We start from the raw sequence: 22,259 nt of genomic DNA, 5'->3' as shown, positions 1-22,259 counted from the left end.
TAGTTTTTGCCGCACAGCTGTCTGTTTAAATGGTTATAGATGTCCGCGGAAATTCCGTGTGTGCAGTAATTATTAGTGAAATTGCTCAAAATGTACGCGCAATTTACATTTGCGTAGCTAACTTAGTTGTAATTGCTAAAGCTTGATGAGCAAACGCAATTTGCGCAGCTAACTCAGTTGAAATAGTTAAAGTTGAACAAAGTGTTGTTTTCATGACCCGCCTTTCATATTTAAAAATGAAGTCACTGTTAAAAATTTAAAGATAATTGTATACTTTTTTCTTTCTCATTCGTCTTATAATTGCAGGGGGGAGAAATGGATAATTCAGATGATTTAAAAAGTTTAAATGAGGAACTGAATTTTGTTTACCGATATTTAAGAAAATTGAAGATATCTCATGAAGATGCAGAAGATATTGTACAAGAAACGGCTTATAAATTTCTTCAGTATTATGATTCAATAAGAACTCCTAAAATTCGGAGTTGGTTAATCCGTGTCGCTATCAATTTTCATTATGATCAATTTCGTAAAAATAGTAGAGTTAAGCTTGATTTAAGGGAAGATCAAGTAAAAACACTTTCAAAAGATTTACCTGAGGAGATTCTTATAAGTTATGAACATTGGTCTGAAATTGAATGTATTTTATCTAAACTTAAACCAACATACAGGGAAGTATTACTTCTTAAATACAAATGGGAATTAAAATACGATGAGATAGCTAAAATTCTTGATTTGAAGGTTAACACGATAAAAACATTCTTAGCTCGAGCCAGGAAGGAATTTGCGAAACTTTACAGGGAGGTATACAAATGAGTAATAATGATAAGGAATATGAATCAGAAGAAAATAACAAAGACCTGGATTTTGTTACAAGTCCATCCTTGCAAAAGTCAATCAAAAAAGCCAAATCGAAACAAACAATTAAAATTTTAATTATTAGCTTGTTAAGTACTTGTATTTTATTTTTTGGAGTTTTTTCTACTGGTCAATATCTTCTGCAAAAGCGACTTGTAAATGATGACCAATCGTTGTTTAATCAAATCAATGGGGCAAATGTTTATACTGTTAGCGAGATGCATGTTTATGGATTTTTAAATCTAAGCGCTGTAAAGCATATTACAGTTAATAAGACAATCGGTGATCGTGAAATCGTTTGGAATAAAAAAGAAGTAGAAATTCCTTTTATCGGAAAAAAAACTGTAATTGATAATGAACGGTTTACTGAGAGAACAAATTTTAGTGAGCGGCTTAACAGAGAGGTCCAATATAATAGTTTTAACGGTGAAAGAGAAGTAAGTTTTTATTATCCTCAACAAAAATATGATTATTATCCAAATGAGTTGGAAATTGCCACGCAATTAGATGATAATACATTGGCAGAAGTGGCATTATCATTTGATAAAAACTATACTCTTAAAGAAATTCAAAATCTGATGGGATTGGAAAATATCAACTGGGTATGGGTGAAAACAATTAAAGAAGATAAGCTAGGCAATGTAAAATCTGATTCTAATTCTAGAATAGTAGATGGTCCATCTGCGGACGGTTTTCAAGTAAGGGGGGATGATTTAAATTCGGCAGCTAAGACTTTTATAAGTAACATCGAACTGTTGAGTAAGGAAGGGAAATACCAAACTACTGTAAAAAAACTGGCTGAGGGAATTAATCCAAATTCCTTTCCGGAGGTTGATGATCTTCGAATATCTGGAGTAATTGTTTCTGGGACACCTAATGAATTGGAAAAATTTCAAGATTTAGAGATTATTCAAGCTTCAACTATTGGAGCAACAATAGATTTGTATTAATATTGCTAAAAATTGTTGTAAAGTCAATCACCTTAATAACACGATTATGGGAGGTAGAGAAAAATGGATAAGAAAAAACTCGCAAAAAAAATTTTAACTATAATTTTTTTAATTAGCTTTTTAATATCATTAGGATTTAATTATTCATTATGGAATCAATTAAAAATAAGTGAAAACAGGGTAAACGCTTTATTGTCATCTGGTATGTTTGATAAGGAAAAGTAGAATTAATAGAAATTAGTGTACCTTAATTAATATAGATCACTCAAGTGTTTTATATATAGGAAAAATATAATTGTCTATTTGCACTTGAGTTAATAATTTCTTTTATGTCAGTATGTATTTTTATGTAAATCTATTGCACTTCTGGGTGCCTCTTAGATATTTATCTATGGACTGAATGGTAAAAAACGTAATCTAGTTCTATCAATAAGGGTGGTAATTTTAATAAAAATAACTGTAATTATATTTAAAGTGAAATCCTAGCATATATATCTTTCCAATTTTTAAATAGGAGATCTTTGAAGTGTGGTTCAGGAAACCCTGAAACTTTTTCTAATTCTCAAAAAGCAGTGGTTTAAATTTAACTAGTTTTTTAACAATGTTCCTTCTACTTAAAAAAGAGCCGTAGTTTTAAAAGGACAATGAAGAACTATCGACTCTGAAAGAAATTCAATTAAAAAACGGCCCGTTTGGAGTTGATTTATTCCAAACGGCCGTTTTTCTACAGAGAAGGGGCCTATCTCCTTTGTATGCGCATGCCTTTTTAGACCCGAAGATGAGGTGACCTCATAACCGTGTCTGTGCTTCAATTCACTATTTTCCCTTCGATTTTGTATCGTTCTTTCGCTCTCTCCTTAAAATGGTCACTATTTTGAAATTTGATTTGGTTTGCATGTTCTTCCGATTATATACTGACCGAATATGATTTGGTTTTCGCTCCAGGCTTATAACACCCTGCTTGGAAAGGACAACACTTACACTTTTCTACGTATCTGTTTGGTTTGTAGATTGGTTTTTCTTCCCTTGTCGCGCTTTCCTTATCGCCATATGCCCCGCAGGACAAACGTACATACTGGCATCTTTATATGTACTCAAATTCATCACCCTTTTTCGATATCCATGGGAGACAGAAGGATTCACTTTGCGATTAACTCAATCTCATGTTCTTTCACGTACGTGAGGTTTTTCTTCTCCGAATAAGCCGCATCACCTGACTTCTTTTATATCAATGCCTTCTTCTTTGCTTTTTTCAATTAACGTGGATAACGTCTTTTCTCCAGTTATAATCGTTGCGGCAGTAATGATTCGCTCTTGGATCATAGCTAAGTGCGTTTTGTATCCAAAAAAGGATGAATCCGCTGATTTATGACCGACTCTTGCGTCTGGATCTTCTGACTGTTGAAGTTCTAGTAAATCATCTTCTACTGTCTCTTTGAGTAGTTTTAATGGTTCTTTTACTTTGGGAAAGTCGGTTAATATGGGTTCTTTCTCAATGACTTCCAAAAGCTTTTGTGTATAATCCAACTCGGCTTCGATTGTATCCTCCGTTGGTTTAGTCGGAAACTTTTCCTTCATCGATTCATCAATGGTATAAATCATTTTCCGCACTTTTTTCGAACGCTTTCTCAACACCTCAACAGGAGAGGTCTGATTATAACGAGACCTTGTGTGAGTAGCGTCTACAATGACCGACTTGGATCGAATGACGCCTTTTTCAAGAGCGATTCTACCGTCTTGTTAATCAATGTGTCTAATAAGTCTTCGTCCTCCAATCGCTTACGTCGAAAGTAGGCCAATAAACTTGGATCAATCACATCGTCTTCCGGTGCCATTTCTAAGAAAAACTTAAACGACATATCAACTCGGGCTCTTTCAATAAGGTCAACGTCGGATAACGTGTAAATGGTCTTTAGAAGAAGATATTTGAATATACGAATAGGATGGACAAAGTTACGTCCATTCGTATGACAATACTTATCCTTTAATTTGTCCTAGACAAAGGAGAAGTCCACAAGTTTATTAATTTTACGAAGAAGGTGATCTTGTGGTACAACCCCATCATACAATCCCCCGTATTGAGTTATATTCATTGACAACTGATGATCAAGCATCCAATCCCTCACTTTTATGTAGTACATCCATTTTACAAGAAAACAGCGTATCTTTCTTTGATTTCTCGAAGAAAGATACGCTGTTTAGTAAATAAAAGACTTTTTCAGTGGTATCAGTTTTAATGTCTCTTTTTTAACTGGATTAGTTATTAATCATAATATCTTACATTTTGTAAATTTTCACCCAATACATAGTAATTATAATGCATTGTATATGTTTCAACTAGTTTATTATCCCCATCTATATAATTGTTTAATCCTGACCATGTAACCCGTGTAGCTACTTTGGTAGAAGTAGTTACAGTTTTTGTACCTATAAACTCATCTTTGTTAAAATTTGGATCATGATCATATAACCGTATTACTGTTTCATTTTTAAAATTATTATGTTTAGGTATTAGTACACTATAATTTCCACCATGTGAATGCCAAACTGTATCAGTTTGCCAACTGAAATTTATTTTCCAATATTCTGTTCCAACTAAATCCCAGCCACTAGTATCTTTACCAAAAGGTTTAATTGTAGGATTAGGCAGTAAAGATTCATTTTCGAATTTTTCAAGATTTTCATTTCCCGGATGTTTATGAGTTTCTAAAGAAGCATCCTTATCTTTTATAATTTTAACTTTTGTAACTTTATCAGGATACCCTACTTCTTCCTTTGCAATAATAGCTTCTTCTGCATTCACTGCTCTAACTTCTCCTCTTACACCTGTAGATTCAGATTGGAATACCTCTAATAAAGTATCCTCAGTTTCAGAGCCATCACTTCTCATGTCTAATACTTTTTTTGCCTTTTCTACTGATTTTCCTGCATTTTTTACAGCCTCAGCTTGCAAGCAATCTGCAGTTTCAAAAGAAACTTCATAATATTCGTTACCATGTTCTGATTGAATATTTAATGAAGATTCATCTATGCATGTAGATCCTGTTTCTTCGGCTTGGGCGTGAACCGAATTAATTCCACTAACTAGCGTCAATGATAATACGGCAACCCCTATTAACGATACAATCTTCTTAATCATACTATTCCCCCTGAATTATTTTTTATTTTCACTTCTATATAATAATTTAAAATTTTAAAAATTTCTACAAAAATTTACAAAAATTATGTTAATTACCAAAAAGTAGACAAATATTTCTATATACTCCAAATAATGATTTTAAGTAATAGATATGGAAATAATAGAATTATTTCTTCTCAAGGTAAGAACGTAGGATAGGAAAAATGCTACTGATTAGGTCAAGATCTTATGTGCCTAGTGGAATATACATCTGCAATTAGAGGATTTTTAAAGAAGCTACTACACGATGTATTGAGATTGATTTTAAATCCTTTTAATAGAATAATTGATATTAATCAGTGGATTAACTCTTATTATTTAATAAATGTGCTAAATCATTAGGCATTTTAGTTTAACGGTTAAAAGTTATAATCAAATGGAGCACTTGGGTATGTGCTTATACAAATTATGCCGATGTTGTTGAAAGTTTTGAAGGAAGTTGGAATCGCAATACAAAAACCCAACAAAAAAAGTACAATCTCCTGAAAGAAATTGTACTTTCTGAAGTTAAAAGGATTGAAAAACCCTTTTAAATCAATGAATGATAAAATTGCAGATAATCTAGTGAATGATTACCCGTTATGATATTTATACATCCAAAGAATGCCTGATTTAATAAGGCGTGCAACTCGTCCTGTAATTGGGCGTTCAGCAACTAAACCAAAACCATGTTTTTTACCTAGAGAACCCATGATTCCTTTTAGTTTTATAACTGGAAGGGTCTCAGGTAGGTCTTCATTTTTCCAACGTTTTAAAAGGACTTGTACAATTTGCTCTGCTTGCCCTTCAGCTAGTTGCGCACTTGGTGCATGGGGAAGGCTCGCGCAGTCACCTACTACATACACATGCTCGTCATCAGGGATATTGTGATACTTTGTTAATACGACTCTACCCTGTTTGTCTTTTTCAACATCCATCGCACGTACAACATGTGTCGGTTGAATACCTGCAGTCCATACAACGACATCACTTTCAATCCGATCATCATGGTTGTATAGAGCGCCTTCCTCGACTTTAGTAATATTAGAGTTGTTAATGACATGTACGCTTCGAGAGTTAAACCAGTTTTGTACATAATTACTTAATCTCTCTGGGAAGGCAGATAAGATGCGATTTCCCCGATCAAACAATTTGACCGTTAAATCAGGTCTACTTTCATTCAGTTCAGATGCTAACTCAATACCACTTAGACCAGCACCAACAATTGAAACAATGGCGCCTGCTGGCAAATTATTGAGCGTTTCATATGTTTTGCGTGACTTAGCAATAGATTGAATACTGTGAGTATATACATCTGCCCCAGGAACATTATGATATTTATCTTCACAACCAAGCCCAACAATAAGATCGTCATATGAAATTGGTTGTTGATCCTTTAAATGGACTGTCTTTTCTTTTGTGTCAATTTTTGTAATATCTCCATATTGAATGTTCAAGCGAGGGTGTTCTGGAAAAGCAACACGTACATGTTGATCGGAAATCGTTCCAGCGGCCAGTGCATAGTATTCTGTTTTTAAACAATGATAAGGTACCCGGTCGACGAGAGTAATCGAAACATCATCCGGCAGTTGATTCGGTAAAAGGCGAGCAAGTACTCGCATTCCTCCGTATCCTCCCCCAAGAATAACAAGATTTTTCATTTGTTGATATCCCCTTTATTTTGTCCGTTCTCATACAAGAAGATAATCTGATACAATGGAAAAAACATAAGTGTCCAAATTATCTTAAAAAAATAAATATAACCATCCATATTGCATAATCCCATAAAAAGTATAACGAAATTATCTCTAAATCACAACAGAAAACGAAAGGAAACTTATGCAGGTGAGTTAGAGTAAAAATATTCTGATATTTGTAGTTTCTAGAAAAAGAAAGAAAATAAGGAGTTAATCATATGAGGAAGAGTGTTGTAGAATTTTGTGTAACAAATATGGCCAATGGTTCTCACCATGCCTTTGCCAAGTTAAAAAAAGATTATGATTTAGATGTCATTGAATATGGCTGTTTAGGATATTGTGGGAAGTGCCGTCATTTATTATTTGCTCTAGTTGACAATGACATCATTCATGGAGAGAATGCAGAGGAACTGGTTTATAACATTTATCAACATTTGGATGAATAACTTTTGTTCCTTTACTCGTTTGTTGCCATATAATAAGGTATAGTGACGTTAATGAAGGCAGTAAGTTTGTGAAACACTGTAAAGAAGTATATACTAAGCCTATAATATAAACTTGGAGGGATTATGATGAATCAAGTTGTTGAGATTACAGAAGCGGCAGCCCTTCACATTAAAGAAATGATGAAACAAAATGAAGAAGAGAATGCCAAGTTACGTGTAGCTGTTAAGGGCGGTGGCTGTAGCGGATTGTCTTACGGAATGGGCTTTGCTCAAGAAGTGGAAGAAGACGACATTCCTTTTGAATTACATGGCCTTGAAATCGTTGTAAGCAAAGAAGATGCACCGATTCTACAAGGAACAAAAATAGACTATAAAGAATCCATGATGGGTGGCGGTTTCACCATCGACAACCCAAATGCGATTGCCAATTGCGGCTGTGGATCTTCTTTTAGAACAGCAACAAAGGTTGGCACGCCTGAAGAGTGCTAACTCATTTTATTAGTGAAGAGATCTTCCTTTAATTAGGGGAGATCTTTTTTTTACTTAGCATGCTTATGTAAAGTTAGAAAGTTAAAACTTATCATATAAGGATTGTTAGTTGAAATTAGTAAAGTAAAAATGGTGAGAAACCGTATATTGGTTTTGAAGGTGTAGAAAAACCCGGAAACGATTTCCGGGCTTTTTTCTTAAAACATTGAAGTACTATGCTTAGGTTGTACTCTTGCTTTAGGGTCAATATATGTTTTTGCGTGACTGACTGCAACTGGTGCTTCGCCAAATCCACAAGCAATTAATTTTACTTTGCCGTCGTAAGTACAAATATCTCCAGCGGCATATACGCCTTCAATATTCGTTTCCATCTTTTGGTTAACTACGATAGAGTTCTTTTGAATGTCAAAGCCCCATTCTTTAATTGGACCTAATGAAGAGACAAAACCATAGTTAACAACAACTGCATCGACGTCGATTACTTCTTTCTCTTCTTCACCAACTTTTTCGAGGATAACTTGGTTAACGCCGCTTTCATCGCCCACTAATTCGGCTGGAATATATGGTGTTTTAATATCGACTTTAGAGTTTTCGAGGTTTTCAACACTATGTTCATGGGCACGGAATTTGTCTCTACGGTGAACAATTGTGACCTTTTCTGCGATAGGCTCAAGCATTAAAGCCCAGTCTACTGCAGAGTCTCCTCCACCAAATACGACGACTCTTTTGCCGGCAAAATGGTTGAGGTCGTTAATAAAGTAATGAAGGTTTTTTCCTTCGTATTCTTTTGCGCTTTCCAATTCTAAACGACGTGGTTGGAATGCGCCGTTACCAGCAGTGATAATGACAGATTTTGAAAAGTGGACATCTTTATCTGTCGTAATTTTGAATGTTCCATCTGCTAGTTTCTCCAAAGTTTGTACAGATTGCTCTAAAGATATCGTTGGGTCAAATTTGTCCATCTGTTCAACAAGATTATCTATTAACTCTTGTGCGCGGATTTTCGGAAATCCAGCAACATCGTAGATATATTTTTCAGGATAAAGGGCAGAAAGCTGCCCACCTAGTTGAGGTAAGCTTTCAATAATGTTAACAGATGCTTGTCTCATCCCACCGTAAAAAGCGGTGAATAGCCCAGTTGGCCCCCCGCCAATAATCGTGATGTCAAAAATCTTCTGTTCAGTCAAAGTGATTCCCCCTAATTATATATTATGGTGTTTTAATTAGTTTATCATAATATTAGACTATTCTGTATCATTTGGCGTTACATGTCAAAAGAAGTCCCTTCATATTATCTTTTGGAAATAATGCGATGACTAGAAAAATACGGTTAAATTTCCTTTAGGAAGGTAAAACATGAAAGCGGTACCAATGTTGATTTGATAGTATTGAAAATCATTATTAAATAAAAAAATCTTAAAATTCTCAAAGTGTCAATTTAGCTTGAAAATAAGATAGAAAAGGAATACTATGTAATAGAAGATATATTTATTAATTTTTTGTGACATTTTTCGAACATTTTTTTGTCCGTGTTAGTGAAGGATATCACAATCTTTTATTTTTAAAAAAATAGGGGATAAGAAGTACTATAAAATATATTAAAGGTGGAAGTGATACACTTGAAAAAGCCAAAAATCGTTATTTTAGGTGCAGGTTACGGTGGATTAATGACTGCAACTCGTTTGCAGAAACAAATCGGAGCAAATGATGCTGAAATTATTCTTGTGAATAAAAATGATTACCATTATGAAACAACTTGGTTACATGAAGCATCTGCCGGTACATTACATCACGACCGAGTACGTTATGATATAAGTAAAGTAATTGACAACGGTAAAGTTGAGTTTGTAAAAGGCACCGCTGTTGAAATTAAAACAGATGAGAAGAAAGTTCTTCTTGAAAAAGGTGAGCTTGAATACGACTATTTAGTTGTTGCACTAGGCGGAGAATCAGAAACATTTGGTATTAAAGGATTAAAAGAATACGCTTTCTCAATTTCTAATATCAATTCTGCGCGTCAAATTCGTGAGCATATCGAGTATCAATTTGCTACTTATAATACAGAAGAAGTAAAAGATGATACACGCCTATCAATCGTTGTTGGTGGTGCTGGTTTCACAGGTATCGAGTTCCTTGGTGAATTAGGTAACCGTATTCCTGAACTATGCAAAGAATATGATGTACCTTTTGAAAAGGTGAAAATTGTTTGTGTTGAGGCAGCTCCAATGGTATTACCAGGTTTTGATCCTGAATTAGTTGAATATGCAGTTGCTCATCTTGAGAAGAAAGGTGTTCAATTCCGCATTGGTACAGCGATTAAAGAAGGTACACCTGATGGTATTATCGTGGCAAAAGGCGAAGATGATGTAGAAGAAATTAAAGCTGGTACTGTCATCTGGGCTGCTGGTATTCGTGGGAATGCAATTATTGAAAAATCTGGATTCGAAGCTATGCGTGGACGTATAAAAGTAGATGAGAACTTAAGAGCACCAGGACATGACAATATCTTTGTTATTGGTGACAGTTCATTAGTCATTAATGAAGAGATTAATCGTCCTTATCCACCAACTGCACAAATTGCTATGCAACAAGGTGAATTAGTTGCAAAAAATATTGCTGCACTTATTCAAAATAAAGACCTAGGAACATTTACTTTTGATAACAAAGGTACAGTATGTTCTTTAGGTGAAGATGATGCAATTGGTGTTGTATTTGGTAAAAAAGTGGTTGGTAAAAAAGCTTCATTTATGAAGAAAATGGTTGATAACCGTGCATTATTAATGATCGGTGGCGCTTCATTAGTTGCGAAAAAAGGTAAATTCAACGTTCTTTAATAAGTTAAATATATGAGGGCAAACGATATGTTTGCTCTTTTTTTTATCAATTAATCCATCTGAGGAGGGATAAAATGGGGAAAGCTGATAGAGGGAAAGTGTGGCTCGGGGTTTGCGGCCTGTTAATCAATGAAAAGAATGAATGGTTAGTTGTAAACAAGACATACGGTGGTTTAAAAGGAAAGTGGTCATTACCTGCCGGTTTTGTAGAGCGAGATGAAACAGCAGATGAAGCCATTATTAGAGAAGTGAAAGAAGAAACTGGGCTATCTTGTCGTGTGAAAGAGATGATAGGGCTTCGTACGGGAGTGATTAAAAATGACATTAGCGACAATATGGTCATCTTTCTTTTGGAAGCTGATGTAAATCAGGCAATTGTAAAAGAAGAAAAAGAAATAGATGATGTCCAATTTATGGATCCACTGGAACTTATCCATCACCAACCAACCTCAGTCATGATTCAGTACATATGGGAGAACCTCAATCATAACAACAAAACATTAATTGATGGTATTAATCCTGGAGATCAATTTGGCTACACTGCTTATAAACTATTTTTGTAACCCTGCGATATATTGCATAATTTAAAGCATAAGAAAGAGAATAACGCTTGTATGCGTTTACATAAAGGGTTTTTACAGTTTTTTGAACCTTTCTATTTTTGATATTTTTCTGTATTATTTAGTTATTATCAGAAAATTCAATTATTCCAAGGGGGATGAACAACATGACAGTAAAAAATGAATCTAAAGTTTGTATCTATTGTGCAGGTCAAGGATATTTCCAACTGATCCTTGGAGGATCGGAAACATGCGCTTGTTGCGGTGGTTCTGGTAAACATAAAAAATAATTCGCAAATGAATAAAAATGTTATGGTGGCGCTCTAAGTTCTAGAGTGCTTTTAATTTTGTTGAAAAACCGAAGAATTTCATCCATGTTATGAAATGTCAAAATTTTTAAATAAAATTCTGCTATAATAAAGTTTATTAATTGGCGAAGTTTGTAATGGAGGTTTTGTAATTTATGCGTATCGTTAAACCTGAGTCTCTGCATCAACAGGCATATCATATAATCAAGAGCGAAATTCTTGAAGGGGTATATCAACCTTCTGAGAGAATTGTAGAAGCAAAAGCGGCAAGTAAATTAGGTATAAGTAGAGGACCCGTTAGAGAAGCGATTCGAATGCTCATTCAAGATGGTCTTCTTGTCTATAACGATGGCTATGTAAAGGTTTATACGCCGACGGTTCAAGATGTAGTAGATCTTTTCCAATGTCGAGAAAGTTTAGAAGCGCTCGCTATCAGCTTAGCTATTCATAATATTTCTGAGATGGAAAAAGAAAAGCTACAGGAGAATTTAGTAGCTAGTTATCAGGCGAATGAAAAGAAAGATATAATCGAACTAGGAAAGCTCGACCAAGCCTTTCATGATATGATCATTTATGCCTCAAAGAATAAGCAGTTAACAGAGTTATTAGAAATGATTAGAGCAAAAATTCATTATATGCGTAGTAATATGGTAAAGGAAAACTTTTATCCGACATTAGTAGAAGAACATGAAAAAATCATAGATTTATTATTTAGCGGGGATGAAAGAGGAGCACAAGAGTATATTAGACAGCATATTAAAAAAGGGCTTGATGGCGTCCTTATGCATATAGATAAAAACGCGTCTAAGTAAAACAAAGCTACTCTAAGTAGAGTCTACATAGAGTAGCTTTGTTTTTGAATTTTAAGGCAGATCGGTTTGAAGGTCTGACTGTTGCACTGGTGAGGCAAGTCAGCTTGTTTCATCCTTAAATATTACCGTATGGAAGAAGAGAGAGGTTGTCTTGGTTTGGCAGAGCTTTTTTGTAATTCTGTGTTTTTTAGTGACAGAAGTGCCATTATAGATCCAATCCCTTTTACTAAATTAGTTAGTTCAATCATTCATCAATAGTGCACAAAATAATTCCATCCATATGTAGCTAAATTTCGAGCCTCGCTGTAGCTATCTTATATTTGATCTGACAGCAACCGCGTCACTAACGGAGGATTGGATTTTTTCAATCCTCAGGTGCCTCCCGTCAAAGTATTCTCCTTCTTTTTCCGCATTTCCTAATGTAACCCTTACTTCTATTGTACAAAGTGAGTATGTCTTTTTTATCCGTTTTTTACATAAAGTATGTAGGAAAAGACCAATTTTCAGCTTTAACTCTTTACACTCTTTCAAGTCTATGAAGGCGATTCATAAACTAAGAGGTATGTTGGTTAACTGTTTTCCGTTGACTAAAAAAAGGAAATGTTGTAATATCCGAAATATAAAGAAAATTCAGAAGTATGATTTTGTATAAATAACTAAACAAGCAGTAATTTTCTTTTGTTACTACAATGAAAGCGCATACACGAAAGGTGGTTTGTAGCAATGAAAGACGGATTACATATGGGTCTATCAGAAGTAATGACAATTGAAGTGACAAAGGATATGTTTGCGCAGTTTGACGGAGAGGTGGTTCACCCCGTCTATTCTACTGCATCCATGGTGTATCACATGGAGTGGGTTTCAAGAAAAATTCTTCTTCCGTTTCTTGAGGATCATGAAGAAGGAATGGGGGCAGCTGTCCACATGCAACATGTTGCACCATCTGCAGAAAATTCTAAAGTAACTTTAATAGCGACCGTTACGGCAGTTACTGAACGTACTTTAGTAACAGAGGTTACTGTGACCAATGAAAGTGGACTAATTGGAAAAGGGGAAGTCAAACAAGCGGTTCTTCCGAAAGAAGTGATTGCGAAGAAAGTTTTAGCTACCAACAATTAAGGGGGAGCAAGGATGGAAAAGCTTAATCATTCTCAAGAAGTAGAAAACGATATTTTTAAGAAGATGGCTAATCATGAACAAGTAGTATTTTGTAATGACCCGAGTACAGGTTTACGAGCAATTATAGCCATTCATAATACCACATTAGGTCCAGCTCTTGGTGGAACACGGATGTACCCTTATGAAAATATGGATGCCGCCTTAGAAGATGCTTTACGTTTAGCTGAAGGCATGACAGCAAAATGTGCAGCAGCAGATGTTGATTTTGGAGGGGGAAAGGCAGTCATTATTGGTGATCCGAAAAAGGATAAAACACCTGCCTTATTTCGTGCATTTGGTCAATTTGTAGATTCATTGAATGGTAGATTTTATACAGGGACGGATATGGGAACAACGATGGAAGACTTTGTCCATGCTTCAAAAGAAACGCAATTTATTAATGGGATACCTGAGGCATATGGAGGTGGGGGAGATTCGTCAATTCCTACGGCTCAAGGGGTTATCTATGCTATACAGGCAACGAATCAATATTTACATGGTACAGATCTTTTGGAAGGACGCACTTACAGTATTCAAGGATTAGGCAAAGTGGGGATGAAGATTGCAGAATCACTGCTTGAAGCTGGTGGTGACGTGTTTGTCACAGATATTAATCAAGAGGCAATAACAGATCTTGTAGAAAAGGCTGAAACGTTAAGAGGGAATGTGCAAGTAGTTGATCATCTAGAAATTTATCGTGTATCGGCCGATGTATTCATTCCATGTGCAATGGGTGGCGTGTTAAACGAAAGAACCATCAATGAATTAAGAGTCCAGGCCATTGTCGGATCTGCTAATAACCAACTGGCACATTCTACTGACGCCGCTCTTTTACATGACAAGGGTATCCTATATGCGCCTGATTATATTGTGAATGCTGGAGGACTCATTCAAGTAGCAGATGAATTATATGGTCCGAGTAAAGAGCGAGTACTGCAAAAAACAAGGACGATTTATCATACTTTACTGCAATTATATCGAGAATCTGCTGCAACTGGAAAAAACACAGTAGAAGCCGCACAAGATCGTCTGCAAAGACAGATGAAAGAGCAGCAACATAGAAGCAATTTTTTCTCTCGGAATGTAAGACCTAAGTGGGATTTTAAATGATGGGAGGCGTTACTATGGAAAATTATCCACTATATCAAATCATCGATGAGAACGGGGAATGGGTTAATAAGTCATATGAAAAAGAATTAAATGAGGAAAAGGTAAAAGAATTTTATTATCACATGTTGCGTATACGCACTTATGACCAGAAGGGAGTTGCGTTGCAGCGCCAAGGGAGGATTGGTACATATGTGCCTTTTCCAGGTCATGAAGGAGCACAAGTAGGAAGTGCGCTTGCATTATCAGAAAATGATTGGATGTTCCCTACTTATCGTGATCATGGTGCCTCTCTCACATTTGGTGCAGATTTAGATCGGATGCTCCTTCATTGGAACGGTAGAATAGAAGGTTGTTTACCATCTAGAGAAAAGCGAATCATGCCAGCTTCGATACCAATTGCTACTCATTTACCACATGCTACTGGCGCTGCAATAGCTGAGGTTTATAAAGGAACTGACAATGCTGCCATTGCTTATTTTGGAGATGGTGCAACCTCTGAAGGTGATTTTCATGAAGGGTTAAATATTGCAAGTGTATTTAAGGCACCAGTCGTTTTCTTTAATCAAAATAATGGTTACGCTATTTCGTTACCTATTGAAAAACAGATGAATTCCGAAACGATTGCACAGAAAGCTGTTGCTTATGGGATACCGGGTGTGAGAGTAGATGGTATGGATGTTTTTGCTGTACATTATGCAGTGAAAGAAGCTTTAGAACGAGCGCGAAAAGGGGAGGGACCGACGCTTATTGAGGCGGTTGTTATTCGTTTTGGGGCTCATACAACAGCTGATGACCCTTCAAAGTATCGTGATCAAGAAGAAATCAATCGTCAAAAAGAAGCAAAAGATCCTCTTCTACGACTGAAAAAGCATATGCAATTCCGCGGCTTTTGGAGTGAAGAGTGGGTAGAAAGTATCCAATCTGATATACGTACGGAGATAGAATCTGCTGTAGTGAAAATGGAAAGTGCACCAACTGCTAATACAGACGACATGTTTGATCATGTCTTTAATGAACCTACATGGACGATATCAAGGCAAAAAGAACAATTAGGCTTGATTGGGGGGAATCGATAATCATGGTCATGTCAAATGAAATAATAAAAACGAAGGCAACAAGTCAGTCGTTAACGATGATTCAAGCAATCACGGATGGATTAAAGACGATGCTCGAAAGTGATCAAAACACGATTATTATGGGTGAAGATGTTGGACGTAATGGAGGTGTGTTTAGAGCAACAGATGGTTTGCAGGAGACTTTTGGTGAGAAAAGAGTCATCGATACACCATTAAGTGAAGCAGGGTTCGTCGGAACAGCGGTAGGGATGGCGTTAGCCGGATTGAAACCAGTCGTCGAAATTCAATTTCTCGGTTTTATCTATCCGGCATTTGAACAAATTGCGACACATGTCACAAGAATGCGTATGCGCACACTCGGTCAATATCATATTCCTATGGTGATTCGTGCCCCATACGGTGCAGGCGTTCGCTCCCCAGAAATCCATTCGGAAAGTGTCGAAGCATTATTTACCCATTTACCAGGGATAAAAGTCGTATGTCCATCTAACGCTTATGATGCCAAAGGCTTATTGTTAGCAGCAGTAGAAGACCCGGATCCTGTCCTATTTTTAGAACCTATGCGTCTATACCGTGGCAGTAGAGTAGATGTGCCTACGGGTGATTATCGTATTGAAATAGGTAAAGGCACTCGTGTACAAGAAGGAAATGATGTCACCATTTTTGCTTGGGGGGCAATGATTCCTTTAGTCATGAAAGCTAGTGAACAAATGAAAAAAGACGGTATTTCATGTGATGTGATTGATCTAAGAAGCCTTTATCCACTAGACCGTGACTTAATTGCTGATTCTGTGCAAAAAACAGGGAGGGTTGTCATAGTTCACGAAGGACATGAGACAGGCGGGTTAGGTAGCGAGATTATTTCTATTATAAACGATACTTCTTTTCTCTATTTGAAAGCACCAGTGGAGAAAGTGACAGGCTTTGATGTACCTGTGCCATTATTTTCTTTGGAGAATGATTATTTACCATCAACAGAACGAGTAGAGACAGCCATTCGTAAAGCTTATACATTTTAGAGGGGAGGGTGAGATGATATGACTGATGTGAAATTTAGCGATATAGGAGAAGGAATGACAGAAGGAGAGATTATCCATTACTTTGTCCAAGAAGGAGATACAGTGGAAATAGATCAGCCATTGGTTGAACTACAAACCGATAAAATGGTGGCTGAAATTCCTGCTCCTTCAGCTGGTGTCATCACCTCCATTCCTTTTCAAACAGGAGAAGTCGTTACGGTTGGAACGGTGATTATGACAATCGATAATGGACAGAGCCTTGCAAAGAGAGAAGAAGTGGTGATTGAAACCGTACCACCGCGTGTGGAAAAAGAGGTTCTTCCTGAAGCGAATCGAAATCGCTATCAGCGGATACTTGCAGCACCTTATACAAGAAAAATTGCAAGAGATCTAAATGTAGATATAGAAAGAATTGTTGGTACAGGACCAGCAGGAAGAGTAATGGATGATGATGTGTATCAATTTGTGGAAGGCTATCGTGCTAAAGAAACGAAAAAAGAGAGACCAGAGCCACAAATAGAAACAACAAAATCAGAGGAGACGATTCTTTTTACAGGAATCAGAAAAGTCATCGCTCAACGAATGAGTCATTCCCTACAAACGATTCCTCATGTTACGCATTACGATGAGGTCGATGTTACCCAATTAGTAGAAGCGCGAAATGAATTAAAGGATTTAGGTGATCGTCTTTCTCCAGCCGCATTTTTCTTAAAAGCAGTTGTGATCTGCTTAAAAGAACACCCATTATTTAATGCAAGATTAGATGAAGAAGCAGGGGTCATTCGGTTGTTAAAGGATTATCATATAGGTGTGGCGACACATGGAAAAGAAGGATTAATGGTACCGGTCATTCACCAAGCTGATAAAAAGTCAGTTCGAGCGATCCATGAGGAGATGAAATCGTTAACGAAAAAAGCACAAGAAGGTAAGCTAACTCCGAGTGATATGAAGGGCGGAACGTTTACAGTTAATAATGTTGGCCCGCTTGGCCGCGGAACAGGAGCAACGCCAATTATTAATCATCCTGAAACGAGTATTATTACTTTCCATGCAGTGAAGAAAAAACCGGTAGTAAATGCTGAAAATGAAATCGTTATTCGTTCAATCATGAATATTTCTATCTCTTTTGATCATCGTGTTATAGATGGTGCGCAATCAATTGCTTTTTCTAACCGTTTCATTGAATTAATTGAACAACCAACAAAATTATTAGTGGAGTTGATTTAAATGGTTGTAGGCGAATTCGCTGAAAAGCGGGATTTAATCATTATTGGAGGCGGTCCTGGAGGATACAACGCGGCGATTCGGGCAGCGCAATTAGGGTTGAAGGTAACTTTAGTTGAACAGCATGAATTGGGTGGTGTTTGCTTAAATTCTGGTTGTATACCTTCAAAGGTTTACGCGCAAGCTGCAAAGAAGTTAGATGCGCTAGGGCAATATGCTTCTTTTGGTATTGCTATTCATGAACCTACTTTTGCGATCGAACCGTTAAATGATTATAAAAATATTACCATCGAGCGGTTGCGTAAAGGGGTAGAAGAATTATGTAAGGCAAATAAAATAGAGGTCATTCGGGGTAAAGCCCAATTTATTAATCAGAAACGTCTAGGTATTGAAATATCTCATCACTTTGATTTATATGATTTTGAGAGAGTCATTATAGCGACCGGAAGCACTGTTGAAATACCTAAAAAATATCGCTCTGCAAAAGTTTTAACAGAAGCTGAACTTTATCAGTTAAATGAGATCCCTCCTCATCTTATCATATATGGACAAAGTTATATTGCATTAGAAGCCGCGTTTACTTATCGTCAACTTGGTACAGATGTTACACTCATTTTAACTAAAGAACATTTTTCCTTTGATGAAAGTATAAATAGGGAGTTACTGCGATTATTAAAGAAACAAAAAATTAAAGTATACCGTGATTATCAATTAAAAGATTTAGTAGAAAGTCATACGCTCTTGCAATTGAAGTTATCTAATTCAAACCAGGAATTGACATGTGAAGGTAGCCATTTATTTATGGAAGGAACGCGTCGGGGGAATATAGAGACACTCGATTTACAAAGAATAGGTGTAGAATGTACAACGGATGGTTTTATTAAAGTCAACAAGCAATTGCAAACGAATATACCAACAATATACGCTATTGGTGATGTCACGGGTGGAGAGCAATTGGCTGTTAAGTCGATTAAAGAAGGGAAAGTGGTTGCTGAAAGGATTGCAGGCTTGAATAGTGAAGTGGATTTAAGCTTAATGCCTACAGTTGTCCATACGATCCCACCTCTCGCTACTGTGGGGATGACAGAACAAGAAGCAAGAGAGAAAGGCTTAAATATTGCTGTTAGTCAATTCAATTATAGTGGCAATGGCTATGCGATGGTAACTAGTGAAAAAAGTGGCATAATGAAAATAATTAAAGACGCAGATAATGATGTTCTGCTCGGCTTTCATGCCATTGGCTCTTCCGCTATTGAATTAATTAGTACGGCGGTTACGGCAATGGAGTTCGTTGGTCGTGATGAAGACTTGAATTTCCCACTATACCCTCATCCAAGTTTTAACGAAACGATTTTAGAAGCCATTGAGGGCTTGAATAACCGTGCGATTCATATGAAACCGAATGAGAAGAAATCTGTTAAGGTATGAACGAATTATATTGAAGCTAGGCGTGCGTATTTGATGTGCACCTCTAGCTTTTTTAGGTTTGGAGTAAGGGACCAATTGCAAGGTACAAAAAAGAGCTGGAAGTAGAAAAATCTTCATTTTTTGTCATTTCTATTGTAAGAACATGTTGACGCATAGAGTGAAGTTTCAGTAAACTTAATACTGATGTGCAAGGGAGGACAAGCTGAATGCAGATGACCATTTTCGTATTGCCGATTTCTATGTTACTCTTTTTTGTTTTATTTTTCGGAATTGGTTTTATATTAAATATGCTTTTAAGAATGTCATGGATCATGGCAATTGTATATCCAATTGTCGTTATTAGAATTGTTGATAAGGTTCGACTCATTGAATATTTTAATGACACCCGGGCTTCTTTTTCTAGTCTATGGGCGGAACTCACGAGCCTTCAATTAGCTGATATTCTCATCTTAAGCAGTGGCTTTGTTGGTGCCATTGTTGCTGGCATAGTCATTAACATGCTTCGCAAAAGAGGATATCGCATGTTTTAGTCTATACATAATGAAAGAACTCTACTAAAAGTAAAGTAGAGTTTTTTGTTTTGTAAAATAATGTCGTTTATTGAGGTGGAATCTTTTATAATGGATAAAAAGAAAGGCGGTGCAAAATGGTAGTTATTAAACCCCTCAAACCTTCACATCAGCTCCAATTATTTCGTGCACTGAGTGCGCGCAAGGAATTTTCCCCAGAAGAAAGCCAATATTTTCACTCATTGCAAAAAGGCTATGAAGGAGAAAAAAGGTGGCAAGATTATTTAAAGGAGCTTCCCCCTGAGATTCCTATTCTGTATGATCTCACGCTAAATATTAATCACACGACTTTCCAGATAGATGCACTCATCATTTACCAACAACATATTACTTTCTTTGAAGTTAAAAATTATAGCGGCAACTTCACTAGTCAAGATAGGCATTGGTATCACTCAACAGATAAAGAAATAAAAAATCCATCTATTCAAATAGAACGGAATGAAACGCTCATTAGACAATTTTTCAAACAACATCATTTGCATCTGACTTTTGACTATTTATTGATTTTTGTCAATCCTGAATTTATGCTTTATGATGCTACGCCAAGGAAGAATCTCATTCTCCCCCCACAAATTCCAAGTTTAATAAAAAAGCTTAAGCAAATTCGCTATACCCCCACAATCCATCACACAAAGATAATCCAAATGCTATTATCCCATCAAACTGAACAACCATTGTTTGTTATACCCGACTATACCTATCATGATGTTGCTAAAGGACTTTTTTGTAAAAAATGTAATCAAAGAATGGAGAGAATGGCTAATAGGAATAGGATGATCTGTACTTCCTGTAAAACTGTGTATTCTTTCGAAAGCGCACTGTTAAACCTAATCGATGAATTTTCTATTCTCTTTGCTCCTATGAGAATAACAAACCAAGTGATATATGAGTGGTGTAACCGCATAATAAGCAAATCAACTATAAGAAGAGTCCTCGGCCATCATTACGCATTAAAAGGCAATGGTCGTGGAGCATATTATGAAAAAAGAATAAAACATATCAAAGCAAATGAAGAAGTGGATCAATGATGAAGTTAAAACGAACGGAAACGAGTCAAAAAAGCGTGTCGGAGAAAAGGTTGATTGGATTCGAGTGGAAACGAGTCAAAAAAGCGTGTCCGAGCAAAAATTTGAGTAGATTCAAGTGGGAACAAGTCAAAAAAGCGTGTCCGAGTAAAAATTTGAGTAGATTCAAGTGGGAACGAGTCAAAAAAGCGTGTTGGAGGAAAAGTTTGGATTAAGTCCATATAATTGTGTAAAAAGAAGAGTCATTTTATTCCTTCTTGTCAACACTGTTTTCAACGACGATAAACAATGAAAGAGGAATAAGAATGACTCAAATACAGTTTAACCTAGATTTGGATGTTTTAAAAGAAGCCGTTATAAACTCAAATATTGATACTGTGGTTAGATCTGCTATTGTCCTTGTATTAAATGAATACATGGAAAAAGAAAGAGATCAATATATACAAGCTGCTGGTTACGAACGCACGACTGACCGTTTAGATTATCGTAATGGCTACTACGAACGTGATTTTACGATGAGTATTGGGAAGCTAAAACTTAAAGTACCACGCACTAGAAATGGTGAATTTTCAACTTCCGTTTTTGAAAAATATGCACGATGTGATCAAGCCTTCGTTATCTCAATGGTCGAAATGGTGATTAATGGTATATCTACTCGTAAGGTTACACATATTGTGGAACAGCTTTGTGGGGAGAACGTTTCAAAGTCTTTTGTTTCCTCTCTTACTCAAAAGCTAGATCCTATCGTTAACGACTGGGCCAAGAGACCACTTAATGTCTCCTACTATCCTTTTATCTTTGTGGACGCTATGTATATTAAGGTGCGCGAGCACCATCGAGTTGTCTCCAAAGCGATTTATATTGCGACCGCCCTGACTGATAAAAACACTCGTGAGATTCTTGGCCTTCAAGTTGATCATGTTGAGAACTATGATAGCTGGAGTCGATTTTTTCAACAGCTTAAATCCCGTGGACTTCAGTCTCCAAAGCTCGTTATTTCAGACGCTCATCAAGGTCTTCAAAAAGCAATTCTACGGGAGTTTATCGGCACTAGCTGGCAGAGATGTAATGTACATTTTAAACGTAATATTATCGAGAAACTCCCAAAGAAAGATTCTGGTGAAATTAGGACGATGGTCAAGCGGATTTTTGAAGCGGTAACTATAGAGGATATGAGGAATTTCAAAGAGGAACTTATGAACCAATTCGGTGAAAACCCTAAATTCACAAACGCCTTAAAAATTCTTGATGAAGGCTTTGAAGATACCATTCAATATATGGAACATTCACAAGCTCTCTGGCCTCATATAAGAAGTACGAATTCATTAGAACGGTTAAATCAAGAAGTTCGCAGAAGGGAAAGAGTCATACGGATTTTTCCTAACACTCAGTCCGCTTTTCGTTTAGTGGGAGCTGTCTTACTTCATTATCAACAAACAGTTTACTCAAAGAGAAAATCCTTATGCAAATAGCCTCTACATTTGAGGTGAAACTTCCATTATAGATGGTTTCATAGCCAGGGTGGACTGTCAAAGTGAGGAG

Annotated in this window: 21 protein-coding genes and 1 pseudogene; 18 read left to right on the top strand and 4 right to left on the bottom strand. The window is 36.4% G+C overall.

Annotation, left to right across the window (positions count from 1 at the left end):
- The first annotated feature begins 315 nt into the window (after window positions 1-315).
- From MHH73_RS18420 to MHH73_RS18410, 3 genes are all read left to right on the top strand, one after another.
- Window positions 316-813, top strand: a complete 498-nt coding sequence (locus MHH73_RS18420) for an RNA polymerase sigma factor (RefSeq protein ID WP_191817227.1) — start codon at window positions 316-318, stop codon at window positions 811-813.
- On the top strand, window positions 810-1,805 hold the full coding sequence (locus MHH73_RS18415; RefSeq protein ID WP_191817226.1) for an anti sigma factor C-terminal domain-containing protein: 996 nt from the start codon (window positions 810-812) through the stop codon (window positions 1,803-1,805). The genes MHH73_RS18420 and MHH73_RS18415 overlap by 4 nt, the downstream gene beginning before the upstream one ends.
- Window positions 1,806-1,868: 63 nt before the next feature.
- On the top strand, window positions 1,869-2,030 hold the full coding sequence (locus MHH73_RS18410) for a hypothetical protein (RefSeq protein WP_191817225.1): 162 nt from the start codon (window positions 1,869-1,871) through the stop codon (window positions 2,028-2,030).
- Between the two features lie 389 nt (window positions 2,031-2,419).
- On the opposite strand, the pseudogene MHH73_RS18405 reads toward MHH73_RS18410, so the two are convergent.
- From MHH73_RS18405 to MHH73_RS18395, 3 genes and pseudogenes are all read right to left on the bottom strand, one after another.
- Window positions 2,420-3,919: pseudogene (locus MHH73_RS18405) on the bottom strand (IS1182 family transposase).
- Between the two features lie 149 nt (window positions 3,920-4,068).
- A complete protein-coding gene (locus MHH73_RS18400) occupies window positions 4,069-4,944 on the bottom strand; it encodes a hypothetical protein (RefSeq protein ID WP_191817224.1) in 876 nt (291 codons plus the stop codon).
- Between the two features lie 611 nt (window positions 4,945-5,555).
- The gene (locus MHH73_RS18395) at window positions 5,556-6,623 is read right to left on the bottom strand and encodes an NAD(P)/FAD-dependent oxidoreductase (RefSeq protein WP_191817223.1); all 1,068 of its coding nucleotides are present in this window, start codon (window positions 6,621-6,623) and stop codon (window positions 5,556-5,558) included.
- 254 nt (window positions 6,624-6,877) lie between these two features.
- Here MHH73_RS18395 and MHH73_RS18390 point away from each other — a divergent pair, with 254 nt between their 5' ends.
- Together MHH73_RS18390 and MHH73_RS18385 are read left to right on the top strand one after the other, a co-directional pair.
- A complete protein-coding gene (locus tag MHH73_RS18390; RefSeq protein ID WP_191817222.1) occupies window positions 6,878-7,105 on the top strand; it encodes a DUF1450 domain-containing protein in 228 nt (75 codons plus the stop codon).
- A 126-nt stretch (window positions 7,106-7,231) separates the two neighbouring features.
- Complete coding sequence (locus tag MHH73_RS18385; RefSeq protein ID WP_191817221.1) at window positions 7,232-7,594, top strand: HesB/IscA family protein; 363 nt, start codon at window positions 7,232-7,234, stop codon at window positions 7,592-7,594.
- Window positions 7,595-7,791: 197 nt separating this feature from the next.
- On the opposite strand, the gene MHH73_RS18380 is transcribed toward MHH73_RS18385, so the two are convergent.
- A complete protein-coding gene (locus tag MHH73_RS18380; protein ID WP_341068575.1) occupies window positions 7,792-8,781 on the bottom strand; it encodes an NAD(P)/FAD-dependent oxidoreductase in 990 nt (329 codons plus the stop codon).
- A gap of 432 nt (window positions 8,782-9,213) precedes the next feature.
- Between MHH73_RS18380 and MHH73_RS18375 the strand changes: the two genes are divergently transcribed.
- The 13 genes from MHH73_RS18375 (at window position 9,214) to MHH73_RS18315 (ending at window position 22,189) form a co-directional block, all read left to right on the top strand.
- Window positions 9,214-10,428 carry an NAD(P)/FAD-dependent oxidoreductase gene (locus MHH73_RS18375; RefSeq protein WP_191817198.1) on the top strand — a complete coding sequence of 405 codons (1,215 nt, stop codon included), beginning with the start codon at window positions 9,214-9,216 and terminating at the stop codon, window positions 10,426-10,428.
- A 74-nt stretch (window positions 10,429-10,502) separates the two neighbouring features.
- The gene (locus MHH73_RS18370; protein ID WP_191817197.1) at window positions 10,503-10,991 is read left to right on the top strand and encodes an NUDIX domain-containing protein; all 489 of its coding nucleotides are present in this window, start codon (window positions 10,503-10,505) and stop codon (window positions 10,989-10,991) included.
- Between the two features lie 164 nt (window positions 10,992-11,155).
- Window positions 11,156-11,278 carry a YuiA family protein gene (locus tag MHH73_RS18365; protein WP_191817196.1) on the top strand — a complete coding sequence of 41 codons (123 nt, stop codon included), beginning with the start codon at window positions 11,156-11,158 and terminating at the stop codon, window positions 11,276-11,278.
- Window positions 11,279-11,451: 173 nt separating this feature from the next.
- Window positions 11,452-12,108 (top strand): GntR family transcriptional regulator, encoded by a 657-nt coding sequence (locus MHH73_RS18360; RefSeq protein WP_341068570.1) that lies wholly within the window; start codon window positions 11,452-11,454, stop codon window positions 12,106-12,108.
- A gap of 723 nt (window positions 12,109-12,831) precedes the next feature.
- Window positions 12,832-13,227: a thioesterase family protein gene (locus tag MHH73_RS18355; protein ID WP_341068569.1), complete on the top strand. Its 396-nt coding sequence runs from the start codon at window positions 12,832-12,834 to the stop codon at window positions 13,225-13,227.
- A gap of 12 nt (window positions 13,228-13,239) precedes the next feature.
- Window positions 13,240-14,376: a Leu/Phe/Val dehydrogenase gene (locus MHH73_RS18350; RefSeq protein ID WP_341068567.1), complete on the top strand. Its 1,137-nt coding sequence runs from the start codon at window positions 13,240-13,242 to the stop codon at window positions 14,374-14,376.
- Between the two features lie 14 nt (window positions 14,377-14,390).
- Window positions 14,391-15,452, top strand: a complete 1,062-nt coding sequence (gene pdhA / locus MHH73_RS18345) for a pyruvate dehydrogenase (acetyl-transferring) E1 component subunit alpha (RefSeq protein ID WP_341068564.1) — start codon at window positions 14,391-14,393, stop codon at window positions 15,450-15,452.
- A 2-nt stretch (window positions 15,453-15,454) separates the two neighbouring features.
- Complete coding sequence (locus tag MHH73_RS18340; RefSeq protein ID WP_341068562.1) at window positions 15,455-16,471, top strand: alpha-ketoacid dehydrogenase subunit beta; 1,017 nt, start codon at window positions 15,455-15,457, stop codon at window positions 16,469-16,471.
- Window positions 16,472-16,489: 18 nt separating this feature from the next.
- Window positions 16,490-17,698, top strand: a complete 1,209-nt coding sequence (locus tag MHH73_RS18335) for a dihydrolipoamide acetyltransferase family protein (RefSeq protein ID WP_341068559.1) — start codon at window positions 16,490-16,492, stop codon at window positions 17,696-17,698.
- A complete protein-coding gene (lpdA, locus tag MHH73_RS18330; protein ID WP_341068558.1) occupies window positions 17,699-19,123 on the top strand; it encodes a dihydrolipoyl dehydrogenase in 1,425 nt (474 codons plus the stop codon).
- Between the two features lie 206 nt (window positions 19,124-19,329).
- Window positions 19,330-19,653: a YuiB family protein gene (locus MHH73_RS18325; RefSeq protein WP_191817189.1), complete on the top strand. Its 324-nt coding sequence runs from the start codon at window positions 19,330-19,332 to the stop codon at window positions 19,651-19,653.
- Window positions 19,654-19,769: 116 nt separating this feature from the next.
- Window positions 19,770-20,720, top strand: a complete 951-nt coding sequence (locus tag MHH73_RS18320; protein WP_341068555.1) for a nuclease-related domain-containing protein — start codon at window positions 19,770-19,772, stop codon at window positions 20,718-20,720.
- 302 nt (window positions 20,721-21,022) lie between these two features.
- Window positions 21,023-22,189 (top strand): IS256 family transposase, encoded by a 1,167-nt coding sequence (locus MHH73_RS18315; RefSeq protein WP_341068554.1) that lies wholly within the window; start codon window positions 21,023-21,025, stop codon window positions 22,187-22,189.
- Window positions 22,190-22,259 lie beyond the last annotated feature (70 nt).

It is taken from the genome of Cytobacillus sp. FSL K6-0265 (assembly GCF_038003465.1).
Lineage (GTDB): Bacteria > Bacillota > Bacilli > Bacillales > Cytobacillaceae > Cytobacillus > Cytobacillus stercorigallinarum.
The sequence above is the reverse complement of the archived record's forward strand: the minus strand, read 5'-3'. Positions and strand labels throughout refer to the sequence as shown.